Origin of the sequence: [Chlorobium] sp. 445, assembly GCA_002763895.1 — a bacterium.
Classification (GTDB): Bacteria; Bacteroidota; Chlorobiia; order Chlorobiales; family Thermochlorobacteraceae; genus Thermochlorobacter.
This window is the reverse complement of the sequence record NSLH01000005.1, coordinates 59,563-72,079: the sequence shown is the minus strand read 5'-3', so window position 1 is coordinate 72,079 and position 12,517 is coordinate 59,563. Positions and strand designations below refer to the sequence as shown.

Here is a 12,517-nt window from a genome sequence, read left to right as displayed (position 1 = left end):
ACCGATCAAGCATGAAGAGCAATGAGAATTATCTTTGCGGGCGGTGGTACAGGTGGGCATCTTTATCCAGCGGTGGCGATTGCAGAGCAAGTGTTGAAGTTAGAACCCAGTGCTGTGATTTCGTTTGTCGGTACAGAAAGGGGCATTGAAGCAACCCAGGTGCCGAAACTCGGGTTTGCACTGCATTTGATTTCAGCAATTGGCGTGAAGCGAGGATTTTCGCCAAAGACGCTCTTTGAAAATTTGAAATTTCCGTTTCAGCTCTATAGAAGCCTGAACGAGTGCAAGCGACTGTTTTTTCAAGAAGAGCCTGATGTCGTAGTCGGCACCGGCGGTTTTGTCAGTGCACCGGTGGTCTGGCAAGCACAGTCATGGGAAATTCCAACGCTGATTCAAGAGCAAAATGCAAAGCCGGGCTTGGCGACGCGCATCTTAGCCTATCGCGCCGATGAAGTGCATCTGTCGTTCTTAGAGTCGCTCGACTACTTCGATCGCGATGAGGTTTTCGTAACAGGCAATCCGACACGCAGCTTTGAAGTGCATCCGAAAGACGAAGCCTGCGACTTCTTCGGTCTGGATAGCGACCGCAAAACGCTGCTGGTCTTCGGTGGCAGCTTAGGAGCGCGCTCACTGAACCGTGCAGTAGAAAGTTGGCTTGAGGAAGCATTACGAAAGTTTAATGTCATCTGGCAGACAGGAAAGGTAGATTTCGAGAGTATTGCCGCGCGCGTGGGCAAAAAGAAAAATCTCTGGCTCGGTGCGTTCATTGACCGAATGGATTATGCCTACTCTGCAGCAGATTTGGCACTCTGCCGTGCAGGTGCCTCAACACTGGCTGAACTGTGCAACATGGGCGTGGCGGCGGTCTTAGTGCCGTATCCCTTTGCAGCAGCAAATCATCAAGTGCACAATGCTGAAGCCATGGCAGAGAGCAGTGCTGCCGAAATGATTTTGGACAAAGACATCAGTAGCCAGCGTGCCAAAGAGAAGATTTTTGACTTGATACAAAATGATGAAAAACTTTCAGCAATGAGAGCAAAAGCAAAAAAACGCGCAAAGCCAAATGCGGCATTGAACATTGCAAAACGGGTCATTCGATTAGCAAAAGCGTATCAAACAGAGACAAGTGAAGAATAGCAAGATTAAATACAACTCATTAGGACGCACAAAGCGTGTGCATCTGGTGGGTATTGGTGGTGCTGGAATGAGTGCCATTGCCGAGGTCTTGCTCAAACGTGGCTTTGAAGTCAGCGGCTCTGACCAACAGCAAAGCGAGATTACCGAAAGGCTCAAATCCATGGGCGCCATCATCTGCATCGGGCATAACAAAAATGTAATTGAAGGTGCTGATGTTGTCGCTCACTCGTCGGCGGTCAACCCAGAGACGAATTCTGAGACAGTGGAAGCCAAGCTGCGAGGCATTCCTGTTATCAAGCGCGATGAATTACTCGGCGAATTGATGCGCCACAAGATTGGTATCTGCGTGGCTGGCACGCATGGCAAAACAACCACAACCACCATGATTGGTGTGGTTTTGCAAGAATGCGGGTTGAGTCCAACCGTGATGATTGGCGGCATTTCGGATTACTTCCAGAATCTCACGCAGATGCAAGGCAGTGCAATTGTCGGTGAGAGTGAATTTATGGTGGTCGAAGCCGATGAATTTGACCGCACGTTCTTGAAACTGACGCCAACGATTGCTGTCATCACCACGCTGGAAGCAGAACATTTGGATACTTACAAAGATCTTAACGATTTGCGAATGGCATTCGTGGAGTTTGCTAACAAAGCCCCGTTTTACGGCGCCGTGGTCTGCTGTGGCGATGAATTCAACATCATGGAAATTGCGCACCTCTTTGAGCAGAAGGTGATCACATACGGCACAGCAGAAAATTGTGATTATATCGCCTACGATATTGAATCGCATCATGCTGCGACAAAGTTCAAAGTGCGTTACCGTGGAAAGGAGTTAGGCGCAATAGGCTTACATGCAGCAGGGGTGCATAATGTCAAGAATGCGCTGGCGGCGGTGGCGGTAGCCGAAGAAATCGGCTTAGAGTTTGAGGATATTCGCCGAGCACTCTTAAAGTTTTATCCTGTGCGACGGCGTTTTCAAATCAAGTCGCTGCCGTCAAGTCCTGTCATGGTAGTAGATGATTATGCGCATCATCCAACGGAAATACGTGCAACGCTCAATGCGGCACGAGAAGGCTGGAAAGAGCGTCGCGTGATAGCCGTCTTTCAGCCGCATCTGTACTCGCGCACGAGAGATTTCGTCAGAGAGTTTGCTGATGCTCTGATGCTTGCCGATGAGGTTTTTATTACAGAGGTCTATGGCTCACGAGAAAAAAAAGAAGAGTTTCCTGATGTGTCGGGCAGTATAATTGAGCAAGAGATGCGCAGGCGCAGCTACACGAGTGTGTCTTTCATTGCCGATAAAACACTCTTGCTGGCTGGTGTGCTGAGCCGCGTGCGCAGTGGCGATATGGTAATTGTAATGGGCGCAGGCGACATCACGAAATTTGCAGATAAGCTCGCAGAGGAACTTCGACAACACATTGTTAGCCACTAATGGCGATTCGATTTCAATTGGCATCAAAAGCGCTGCCGCTCATTTTGGTGAAAGCTGAACTGGTAGGCAAAACTGCTTCTCGGCTGGTAACTGCAATCATTGATACAGGGGCAACGGGCTGTGTGATTACAGAAAGTCTGGCAAAGGAAATGGAGTTTGCGCACATTGAAGTGCCAAATGAAGAGAAAAGCGCACATGGCATTGGTGGTGCAATCTCAATTGAATTTGTGCGCGCAAATGAAATTCGCTTAGATGAAGCTGTAGCAAAACGCCTGCGTGTAGCGGTGATGGATATGTCCATGATTCACAATCAGTTCAATTTGGTCGGTATCTCGCAGAAACGAAAGGTAGAAATGATTCTTGGCTTTCCATTTTTCAGAGGGCGCAAACTGACAATTGATTATGCAACACGAACACTGAGCCTGAAATGATCAAACTGCAAGATTTAAGAGCAGCTGTGCGTGGCAAGATTGTGCTCAACGAAAATCTGGCGTCATACTCTAGTTTCAAAATTGGAGGCAACGCCGACTTCTTCGTGCGCCCGTGCGACAAAGACGATGTGGTAAGTGCAGTAGCGTTCTTTCACCAAGCAAATATGCCTTACATCATTTTAGGGCGCGGCAGCAACATTCTCATTAGTGATGAAGGTGTGCGCGGTGCAGTGATTTCATTGCGAGAAAACTTGGAGCATGTGGTCATTGAAGGCGAGCGCGTCTATGCCGAAGCTGGTGCCGATTTGCCCGCGCTGGCTATGCAAACGCTGAAGCAAGGGTTGGGCGGATTGGAAAATCTTTCAGGCATTCCGGGTAGCCTTGGCGGCGCAATTTTAATGAACGCTGGCGCCTATGGTAAAGAAATTTTTGAAGTGATTGAATGGGTAGAAGTTGTGCGCGATGGAAAAATTATGCGTCTGCATAAATCTGAGATTCGTTACACATATCGCGACACAGATTTGCAAAACGATGTGATTCTTGCAACCGAGATGCGGCTAAAAAAACTAACACCACACGAGCAAAAGGCAGCAATGCAGCGTCGCAAGGAGTGGATGGACAAACGTCGTGCTACACAGCCGCTCAACTTGCCGAATGCAGGTAGCATTTTCAAAAATCCGCCGCATGATGAAACAGGTAAGCCACGTTATGCAGGTGCACTCATTGAAGCCTGCGGTCTGAAAGGTGCAAGACACGGCAACGCACAAATTTCAGAAAAGCATGCCAACTTCATTGTCAATCTCGGCGGTGCAAAAGCCAGCGATGTGCTTGCGCTGATTCGTCTGGCACAGTGCGCCGTCAAAGACAAGTTCGGCATTGGGCTTGAACTTGAAATCAAACTTATTGGCTTTGAAGTGAAAAAAGAAGGTGTGATGCTATGAGCGAAGAAAGAGAAAAAGTTGATAACGGCTTCGTGGAGTTTGAGCGTGAGCCAAAAGTCAGTGCAAATGTGCCAACTGCGGCAGGCAACTATGCTGAGAAAGTGCAGCACGAAAAGCCGCAAGAAGAAGTGAGTGCGCCACACAAAATTGACGAAGAAGAGAATGGTAGCATTGAGCCACAACCAGCGCTAAGCCAAGAACGCCACACATTCAAAGGCGCGCAGAATGAAAAAGGGGTAAAGCAACCGAAAACCCTTGTCGTGATGGGCGTGGTCAGTGGACTGGTGGTGTTAGGTGCACTGGCAGGTGTGTGGGCGCAGCAGGTGTCGCTCAAAGAGTTTGTCATTACGGGTAATCATTTGGCGCGCACGGAAGCGATAACAGAGCGCATCAACTTTTTGCTAGGCAAAACCATGCGAGAGGTGCATTTAGCCCAAATTGAAGATACGCTCTGCACGCTGCCGCTGATAAAGAAAGTGGTAGCGACAAAAGAATTTCCAAGCACCATTCACCTAAGAATTGAGGAGCGGCAGTTTGTGGCTTTCACTGCAGTTGGGGGGCGTTTGAAAGTGGTCGGAGAAGATGGAGTCTTAGCAGATGCAGAGCCAGAGTTCTTAGGCAAAATGCGCTTGCCGTGGCTATCGGGATTTGAGAAAGTGCATCACAATCGTCAGGGCTTTTTGGCGCTGGATTCGGCAGAGGCGAAAAGTGCACTGGAGTTACTTGCAGCCTTGCGGCGGCGTGAACTCTGCCGAACACTAATAGCAGAAGTGCGCCTGACACCAAAAGAACTTGTTGCATTCTCAAACGAGGCAGACACGCGCTTTGTGTTTGGCAGTGATGGCGAGTACGAGCGCAAGCTGCGTGCCTTCGAGGCATTTTGGAGACAAGTGATTGTCAAAAAAGGTGTGCAGCAATTCGAGTACGTGGATTTGCGCTACGATCGATGTGTGTTTGCAAAATCTGTCCAGAATTTGAAACCCAATTTTGAAAACAAGCGGCAATGACGCCAAACGAGAAAAGGACGGTACAGGATGGCAAAAGAAAAAATTGTGGTCGGGCTTGACATCGGCACCACAAAGGTGTGCGCCGTAGTTGCCCAAAAAGATGAATTTGGCAAAATCAATGTGTTAGGCGTTGGGCGAGCGCATTCAGAAGGGCTGTCTCGCGCTGCCGTGGTCAATATCAACAAAACCGTTGATGCGATTCGTCAGGCTGTAAAAGAAGCTGAGCATACATCCTCGATTCGTATCAAAGGTGTCAATGTTGGCATTTCTGGTGAGCATGTGCAGTGCATTAGGTCTCATGCAGAAGTGAGTATCAACCAAAGTGGCATTGTCAATTACAGCGACGTGATGCGCTTTGTCGAAAAAGCTAAAGCAAATTTGAAACATCTGGATGTAGAGCGAGAAATCATTCATGCAATTCCGCAAGAATTTATTGTCGATGACCAAGAAGGTGTCTTAGACCCGATTGGCATTATTGGCACAACGATGAAAGGGTCGGTCTATGTGGTCTTAGGCATGAAGACCAAAGTGCGAAACATTCAGCAGTGCGTGGAAAAAGCAGGCTTAACGATTAACGGAATGACCTTTGAGCCGATTGCCTCAGGCATGGCGGTCATGAAAGATTCCGAGCGCAAGTCGGGCGTCGCAATCATTGATATTGGCGGCGGCACTACCGATGTAGCGATTTACACCAAAGGTGTGATTCGACATTCCGAGGTCATTAAGTGGGCAGCGATTGATGTCACAAATGATGTAGCGATTGGGCTCAAAACGCTGCATGAAGTTGCTGAAGACTTAAAGATTCGCCACGGCTGCGCCTATTCACGTGATCTTATCAAAGATGAAGAAATTTTGGTGCAGGGTATTGAGGGACGTGCGCCAAAGACCTTTATGCGCAGCACACTTACGAACATCATTGAGGCGCGCATGACCGAAATTTTTGAGTATGTGCGTGCAGCTCTCAAACGCTCTGGCTATTACAACTATCTCAACGCAGGCGCTATCATCACGGGTGGCGGCAGCTTAATCAATGGCAATCAAGCATTGGCGCAAGAAGTGTTAGGACTCGATGTCCGAATTGGTCAGCCCGAAGGCATCACAGGCGGCATGGTAGGAGAACTGCATTCACCGATTTATGCGACCGCTGTCGGGTTAGTCTTACGTGCTATCAAGGACCTTGAGCAGCAAGAGCAATTTACGGCATCCATGCAGCAAGCGCCACCGAAAGAGGAGACGCCGCTAAACGAGCCTGTGACTGAAGGCGAGCCTGAAAAGGAAAATCGCCTGAATCTGTTTGGAAAACTGAGAAATTGGTTCGACCAAATCTAAAATGCTTATGCTTTCAACAAGAGAATTGATAGAAATCTACATTTCAACGGTGCCCGATGCGCAACTTGCGCAAGAGCAGCAACTTGACAGTCAATAGACGGATAAAGGAGGGAAATTATGCCATTTGAGTTCGATAGGTCTCAATCACTGGTTGGGGCAAGCATCAAAATTGTTGGCATTGGCGGCTGCGGTGGTAATGCGGTCAATAATATGATTGAGCGCGGCATCACTGGCGTCGAGTTTATCACATTCAATACAGACCAGCAAGCCCTGAACAATTCTTTAGCACAGCGCTTTCAGATTGGTAAAGCGACGACCAAAGGACTTGGTGCAGGGTTCAATCCGGAAATTGGTAAGAAAGCCGCTGAAGAAGACCGAGAGCAGATTTCCGAGCTTCTGCGCGGCACCGATATGCTGTTCATTACCGCAGGAATGGGCAAAGGCACAGGCACAGGTGCAGCGCCTGTCATCGCAGGGATTGCAAAGAATTTGGGCATCCTGACCATTGGCATCGTAACAAAACCGTTTGAATACGAAGGCAGACGCACAATGGAAACCGCAGAACGCGGTATTGAAGAACTGCGCAAACAAGTCGATACGCTCATTGTCGTACAAAATGAAAAGATTCTAAGTTTTGCCAATGGCGATTTAGGCATCAAAGAAGCCTACAATCTGGCTAACGATGTGCTCTACCGTGCAGCAAAAGGCATTTCAGAAATCATTACCAAGCATGGTCATGTCAATGTCGACTTTGCGGATGTGCGCAATATTATGTCGGATGCAGGCGATGCTGTGATGGGCTCTGCAACTGCCTCAGGTGAGAATCGTGCACTCAAAGCCGCAATGGAAGCTATCTCAAGCCCATTGCTCGATGGTGTTTCTATCAAGGGCTCATCGCGTGTGCTGGTCAATCTGACAGGCGATATCAAAATCCGCGATGCGCAAGAAGCCATGAACTACATCTACGAGCAAGCTGGCAGTGATGCCACGATCATTCATGGCATTGTTGAAGATGACGCCGTGCCCGGTGAAATCAACGTCACAGTAATTGCAACCGGGTTCAACAAGAAAAAACCTTCAACCGCCGCTGAGCAACTGCGCGTCGTGCGCCGAGAAGATTTAGCGAAGTCTGTCAATCCTAATGTCGAAAGCAAACTCAGCCGAATGAATACCGAAATGTATGAAAGGCCAGAAAAGCGCGATGATACACCTACCTTCATTCGTTTGGGCATGACTTCACCTGAGCCGCTTGAAAATGCTAAGTCCAATGAGGCAGAGTCGCACCCTGAAAAGCCTAATCTGACGCCAGAGCAAGACCGCATCCGAAAAACAAACTCGGATACACCTGCTTTTCTGCGGAAAATTATGGACTAAACCTGAAAGGCGAACACCTAAAGAGCAACTCTGCTATCGCCAAGCACGATGAGCGACAGCAGGCCTGTGCGTTGTCGTAGTTTAGAAAAAATGTACCTGTGTATTCTGCCTGTGCTTAGTAAGAAGAACCCTCTGGCAGTTGGCTATGCGCGCGTGCGTTTAACCGAGCCCCACTCAAAGCCTGTCGGCTCACAAATAGCGACCTCGACCGAGCCAAGTTGCACTGTCGGATTCTGAGGTTTGAACGCTTTGGTCAAGCATTCATCAAAAGCATTGAAAAGAAAGGCACTGAGCGTCTCGCAGGTCGGTGTGGCTTGTGCATCAGAGGGCAAAATCGGATTTTCGTTGAGAAATGAATGGCGCAGCGGTGCAAGCACGGCTTCAAACGCCTGACGCACATCAGGCAAATTGACAATCATGCCGTGCTGTATCTCGCCAGAAAGACTGACGCTGACGCGCCAGAGATGCTCGTGCGGCTCTTCACGCACAGAAAGTGAATGCGAGGCACAAAACTCAAATTTCAAACACAGTTCTGTTTTCACAGGCTCTTTCCTCAAAAGTGACTGCTATCATCTTGCAAAGATGCGACAACACGCAGAGTTTCACAATTTACCAACATGACGCAGCGCACGTTTGATAAAACCATCGGCTGCCTCTAAGGCAGCTTTAGCCTCAGCATAGTTGAGTCCAGAGAGTTTCATCATCAGAGCAAGTTTCAAGTTCCCTTTAGCAGCGCGCAAGTAGTGTTCTGCCGTTGGGTAATCTTCACCTGTTGCCAGCATGAAAATACGCTTGGTGCGCTCACGCAGTTTGTTATTGGTTTGCTGCAAATCCACCATCAAATTCCCAAAGGTTTTTCCTGAAAGAATCATCGCCCCGGTCGAAATCATATTCAAAACCATTTTGTGCGACGTGCCAGCTTTCATGCGCGTCGAGCCCATGATAACTTCGGGTCCCACCAGCGTGCGAATCACCACAGTCGCTTTTTCTTTGACATCAGGATTCGAAGTAAGGAAGATAGTCTTAGCACGCAGCGAGCGCGCATAGCGCAGAGCAGCAATGACAAACGGCGTGCGCTTACTGGCACTGATGCCGCATAGCACATCGTGTTTAGAGAAATTGATGGCTTTAAGCGCCTCTATAGCAGCATCCATATCATCTTCGGCGCCTTCTACACTTCGAAATACGGCACGACGTCCGCCCGCAATAATAGCCTGCACTTGGCTGGGCTTAACGCCAAAAGTAGGCGGACACTCTGAAGCATCTAAAATGCCTAAACGTCCTGAGGTGCCAGCGCCGATGTAAATAAGCCGACCGCCATGACGAAAGGTAGTCGCAACAAGTTCAATTGCTGCAGCAATCTCAGGCAAACAGCGCTCGACAGCCAGCGGCACTTTTTTGTCTTCCTCATTGATGAGCTGTGCAATCTCCAAAGCAGAGCATTCATCAATGTGAAGTGTATTTGGATTTTGCTGCTCTGTGAGCAATTTAGAGAGTTCTTTGAAAAGACGACTGGGTGATGACATGATGGATTATTCGGCAATGACAACAACTTTTTCAGAAAATTTTTCGCCCAAAAAATCAATCGGATGTTGCGCAATGCGCTCGGGAAACGACAGATGCTCTGCACCGTAGATGAGTGCCTCGCCTATCTCCGTCTCCAAATCACCGCCTTTAAGGCAGATGAGCTTACCGCCTTTTTTGAGCAAGGGCTCAGACCACTTGCAAAGCTCGAGCATAGTGGCAACTTGACGGCTAACAATAGCATCGAACTTCACGCCTTTGAGCTCATCGCTGCGTTTCTTTTGCGCCACCACGTTCTTCAGTCCAAGTTGAACAATCATATCTTGGCAGGCTGTGATTTTTTGCCAATAGCATCAATGAGCAAAAAGAGTGTATCAGGAAAGGCAATCGCAAGTGGAATGCCGGGCAAGCCACCACCCGTGCCCAAATCCAAGACACGCTCACCTTTCTTGAATTGATGAAAAAATGTAATCGAAAGCGAATGAAGAATATGTTTAGAAAGCACACCAGATTCGTCTTTCCGACTGATAAGATTCACCTTTTTATTCCACGCCAGTAAAAGTTCAGCATATCGCCAAAGCTGCTCTTGCTGCATGTGCGAAAGAGGGAGCGTGCCAGATAGCTGCGTTACGATACGCTCAAGTTCAGCTCGGGTCAAGGGCTAGCGCAGATTTTGCCATTGAGAAATTATGCTAAGATACTTAACTTGATTTGTCAGCGCAATAAAACCAAGCAGCATGATGATAGGTCAGAATTCAGTTCCGCATACCCTATCCCAAAACGAACACATTTATGCCATCATTATGGCGGGCGGTGTGGGCTCACGGTTGTGGCCGCTTTCGCGCAAGAAGATGCCAAAACAGTTTTTAGATTTTTTCGGCGATGGCACGATGATTGCAAAAACGGTTGCGCGACTGCAGGGCATCGTGAAGACCGAAAACACTCTCATTATCACTAACAAAGCAGGCAAAACTTTAGCTAAAAAACAACTGCCACATATTCCAACGCGCAACATCATTGTCGAACCGATAGGTCGTAACACAGCGCCATGTATTGCACTGGCATCAGCTTACATTAAGAAACGCGACCCTGATGCAATTGTCTGTGTCTTGCCTGCCGACCACCTGATTTCCGATGTGAAACTCTTTCAGCAAACCTTGCGTGCGGCGGTTGAAATCGCAGCAAAGACCGATGCGCTCGTAACAATTGGCATCAAACCCGACCGACCAGAAACAGGCTATGGCTACATTCAAGCTAATCAAGAGCATACTGACCTGACTACCTCCATCAAAGTGCGCTTCGGTATTAGCGCGCATAAAGTCAAAACCTTTGCAGAAAAACCCGACCTTGAAACCGCAAAGGGCTTTCTAGCAAGCGGCGACTTTCTATGGAATAGCGGTGTCTTTGTCTGGCACATCAATAGCATTCTCAAAGAATTTGAGCGATGCTTGCCGCAGCTCTATTTGGATATGCAAGCGATTATGCAAGCCATCGGGACGCGTAAAGAACGCAAAACAATTGAAAATTTCTATAGCTGGGTACATCCAATTTCGATTGATTATGGCATCATGGAAAAAGCACAATCGGTCTATGTGCTGGAAGGAGATTTTGGCTGGTCAGATGCTGGTAGCTGGGACGAGATTTTCCGCTATCTCTCCCACGAGCATATTATAGATGACTCGATTGTGCTCAATGAAGCGCAGAATGTGCTTGCAATTCGCCCCAAAGGTAAAAGCATTGCAGTGGTCGGCATTGATGATGTGTTTGTGATTGATACCAAAGATGCACTGCTCATTTGCAAACGCGGTCGTTCGCAAGAAGTGAAAACGGTTGTTGATGCTCTGAAACGTCGCCAGCTCGAAGAGTTTATGTGAGCGCAAAAAGAAAGTTGATGCCACGCGATACCTTAGGCATAGCAATTTGCTAGTCGCGCTGTTTGATGACAACCTCCACAGGGACGCTGGTCTGACCAAGCAAGGTTTGAAGTTGCTGGCGCATCGCTGTGTCGGCTTCTCTGAGCAAACCGGAGAACAAGGCTTGTCGGCGTGCGTGTTCTTGCAAGCGACTTACTGCAGCCTCGCGCTCTTCTCGTGTGATGAAGTTCCACCAGCCACTTTCATCACGCACAATTTCATAGCGTGTCATCTCAAGTGAAAGTAACTCTGGTTCAGGCAACTCGGCAATAATTTTTGTCGGATTGGTTCTAACGGTCAGCAAAAATTTCTGCTGCAAGTTGTAACCAGCTTTAGCAACGAAGACACCACGCACCACCAGAGTTTTCGTGCTCCCTAAAAATGTGTGTGTGTAGGTGTCTTCTACAAGCAGTTGTCGCGAGAGCGTTGCCAGCTCTAAAATTGGCGAAGATTGTTGCACTACAACGGTTTCGTTGATGCGCACCTCAGGTGTAAAGTGAAATGTGCGTCTAAATCCTTCTGCAGCATTTTCTGCAAGGTCAGTTGGCGCTTTAACAAAGATAACATACACGGCAACCGCTATAGCAATTGCCGCAAAGCCAAGCGCAGCAGCTAGCAAGGTGAGTCGTGTTGAAAGGCTCATCTTCTGGATTTGAAGTTTCTGCCTAACCTACACAATTTGAAGTTAGAAAACTCAACATTATTCAGGCTAAAGTCATTGCGCTATGCGACGCTACCTTATTCTCGCACTTTCTTTTTTTGGGCTTCCTCTACCAGCACGTGCGCAGACTGTCGAGCACGACCTTGTCAATTGGTCAAGTGCAATGGTAACTGCACGAATTGGAGAAAGTCCTTGGTCTGTACAGTTTTTCGTGCAGAACCGAATGATTAAAAATCTCTCGCAATTTCAGACGGTCGTATTTTTGCTCTATGGACTCTACCGTGTTGTGCCATCGACAGCCGTCGGTGCAGGCTACATTTTTCTTACGCCGATCAACAACCGCGTGCTGGATATTTTCTCATTTCAAGTATGGCATGATTTTAAGATAGGTGAAGTCCCTGCAGTATTGCGCGTGCGTGCGGAAAGTCTTGCGTGGCACTCCCCACAAGATGTCTTTTTTGAAGTGATTCGCTCATGGCGATTTCGTCTTCGCCCTGAAGTAGCCATTCCACTAGGTGGAAATTACTCATGGCTCATCAACAATGAATGGTTCTTTACACTCGAAGCCCCTGCGTGGAATCAAAATCGGTTTCAGACAGGTCTGCGCTATCGGCAGCCGGGCATTATCGTCGATGTGCTGTATCAAAATCGCGTGATCAACCGCATAGCACCATTGCCGGTGCGTGTGGAGCACGTTATTCTATTGAATTTCTTTTATACATTCACACTTTGAAAGCATAAGCTTGCACAAGCGCAAAGAAATTG

The 12,517-nt window shown here is 48.1% G+C and carries 12 protein-coding genes and 1 pseudogene; 9 read left to right on the top strand and 4 right to left on the bottom strand.

Going from position 1 to position 12,517, the window contains the following annotated elements:
* Nucleotides 1-21 precede the first annotated feature (21 nt).
* The 7 genes from murG to CMR00_03400 all read left to right on the top strand — a co-directional run bounded on the left by murG (nucleotide 22) and on the right by CMR00_03400 (nucleotide 7,654).
* Nucleotides 22-1,137: an undecaprenyldiphospho-muramoylpentapeptide beta-N-acetylglucosaminyltransferase gene (gene murG / locus CMR00_03430; protein ID PIO48724.1), complete on the top strand. Its 1,116-nt coding sequence runs from the start codon at nucleotides 22-24 to the stop codon at nucleotides 1,135-1,137.
* Nucleotides 1,138-1,141: 4 nt separating this feature from the next.
* Nucleotides 1,142-2,572, top strand: coding sequence for a UDP-N-acetylmuramate--L-alanine ligase (locus tag CMR00_03425; protein PIO48757.1), 1,431 nt, complete (start codon nucleotides 1,142-1,144; stop codon nucleotides 2,570-2,572).
* Nucleotides 2,572-3,003, top strand: coding sequence for a hypothetical protein (locus CMR00_03420; protein ID PIO48723.1), 432 nt, complete (start codon nucleotides 2,572-2,574; stop codon nucleotides 3,001-3,003). The genes CMR00_03425 and CMR00_03420 overlap by 1 nt, the downstream gene beginning before the upstream one ends.
* Nucleotides 3,000-3,944 carry a UDP-N-acetylenolpyruvoylglucosamine reductase gene (locus CMR00_03415; GenBank protein PIO48722.1) on the top strand — a complete coding sequence of 315 codons (945 nt, stop codon included), beginning with the start codon at nucleotides 3,000-3,002 and terminating at the stop codon, nucleotides 3,942-3,944. The genes CMR00_03420 and CMR00_03415 overlap by 4 nt, the downstream gene beginning before the upstream one ends.
* Nucleotides 3,941-4,951 (top strand): hypothetical protein, encoded by a 1,011-nt coding sequence (locus CMR00_03410; protein ID PIO48721.1) that lies wholly within the window; start codon nucleotides 3,941-3,943, stop codon nucleotides 4,949-4,951. The genes CMR00_03415 and CMR00_03410 overlap by 4 nt, the downstream gene beginning before the upstream one ends.
* Before the next feature lie 27 nt (nucleotides 4,952-4,978).
* On the top strand, nucleotides 4,979-6,280 hold the full coding sequence (gene ftsA / locus CMR00_03405; protein PIO48720.1) for a cell division protein FtsA: 1,302 nt from the start codon (nucleotides 4,979-4,981) through the stop codon (nucleotides 6,278-6,280).
* A 117-nt stretch (nucleotides 6,281-6,397) separates the two neighbouring features.
* A complete protein-coding gene (locus CMR00_03400) occupies nucleotides 6,398-7,654 on the top strand; it encodes a cell division protein FtsZ (GenBank protein ID PIO48719.1) in 1,257 nt (418 codons plus the stop codon).
* 143 nt (nucleotides 7,655-7,797) lie between these two features.
* Here the strand turns inward: CMR00_03400 and CMR00_03395 are convergent, their stop codons facing one another.
* The 3 genes and pseudogenes from CMR00_03395 to CMR00_03385 all read right to left on the bottom strand — a co-directional run bounded on the left by CMR00_03395 (nucleotide 7,798) and on the right by CMR00_03385 (nucleotide 9,773).
* Nucleotides 7,798-8,211, bottom strand: coding sequence for a hypothetical protein (locus tag CMR00_03395; protein PIO48718.1), 414 nt, complete (start codon nucleotides 8,209-8,211; stop codon nucleotides 7,798-7,800).
* Nucleotides 8,212-8,256: 45 nt separating this feature from the next.
* Complete coding sequence (gene murQ / locus CMR00_03390; protein PIO48717.1) at nucleotides 8,257-9,180, bottom strand: N-acetylmuramic acid 6-phosphate etherase; 924 nt, start codon at nucleotides 9,178-9,180, stop codon at nucleotides 8,257-8,259.
* A 6-nt stretch (nucleotides 9,181-9,186) separates the two neighbouring features.
* A pseudogene (locus CMR00_03385) lies at nucleotides 9,187-9,773 on the bottom strand (16S rRNA (guanine(527)-N(7))-methyltransferase RsmG).
* Between the two features lie 145 nt (nucleotides 9,774-9,918).
* On the opposite strand from CMR00_03385, the gene CMR00_03380 reads away from it, so the two are divergent.
* A complete protein-coding gene (locus CMR00_03380) occupies nucleotides 9,919-11,052 on the top strand; it encodes a mannose-1-phosphate guanyltransferase (protein ID PIO48756.1) in 1,134 nt (377 codons plus the stop codon).
* A gap of 49 nt (nucleotides 11,053-11,101) precedes the next feature.
* Here the strand turns inward: CMR00_03380 and CMR00_03375 are convergent, their stop codons facing one another.
* Entirely contained in the window at nucleotides 11,102-11,734 is a 633-nt protein-coding gene (locus tag CMR00_03375) for a hypothetical protein (protein ID PIO48716.1), read from the bottom strand.
* Nucleotides 11,735-11,816: 82 nt separating this feature from the next.
* Here CMR00_03375 and CMR00_03370 point away from each other — a divergent pair, with 82 nt between their 5' ends.
* Complete coding sequence (locus CMR00_03370; GenBank protein ID PIO48715.1) at nucleotides 11,817-12,485, top strand: hypothetical protein; 669 nt, start codon at nucleotides 11,817-11,819, stop codon at nucleotides 12,483-12,485.
* The last annotated feature ends 32 nt before the right edge of the window (nucleotides 12,486-12,517 follow it).

Excerpts from the sequence above, each read along its gene's own strand:
- murG (PIO48724.1), top strand. The coding sequence starts at position 22 with ATGAGAATTATCTTTGCGGGCGGTGGTACAGGTGGGCATCTTTATCCA.
- CMR00_03420 (PIO48723.1), top strand. The coding sequence starts at position 2,572 with ATGGCGATTCGATTTCAATTGGCATCAAAAGCGCTGCCGCTCATTTTG.
- CMR00_03415 (PIO48722.1), top strand. The coding sequence starts at position 3,000 with ATGATCAAACTGCAAGATTTAAGAGCAGCTGTGCGTGGCAAGATTGTG.
- CMR00_03410 (PIO48721.1), top strand. The coding sequence starts at position 3,941 with ATGAGCGAAGAAAGAGAAAAAGTTGATAACGGCTTCGTGGAGTTTGAG.
- ftsA (PIO48720.1), top strand. The coding sequence starts at position 4,979 with ATGGCAAAAGAAAAAATTGTGGTCGGGCTTGACATCGGCACCACAAAG.
- CMR00_03400 (PIO48719.1), top strand. The coding sequence starts at position 6,398 with ATGCCATTTGAGTTCGATAGGTCTCAATCACTGGTTGGGGCAAGCATC.
- murQ (PIO48717.1), bottom strand. The coding sequence starts at position 9,180 with ATGTCATCACCCAGTCGTCTTTTCAAAGAACTCTCTAAATTGCTCACA.
- CMR00_03380 (PIO48756.1), top strand. The coding sequence starts at position 9,919 with ATGATAGGTCAGAATTCAGTTCCGCATACCCTATCCCAAAACGAACAC.
- CMR00_03375 (PIO48716.1), bottom strand. The coding sequence starts at position 11,734 with ATGAGCCTTTCAACACGACTCACCTTGCTAGCTGCTGCGCTTGGCTTT.
- CMR00_03370 (PIO48715.1), top strand. The coding sequence starts at position 11,817 with ATGCGACGCTACCTTATTCTCGCACTTTCTTTTTTTGGGCTTCCTCTA.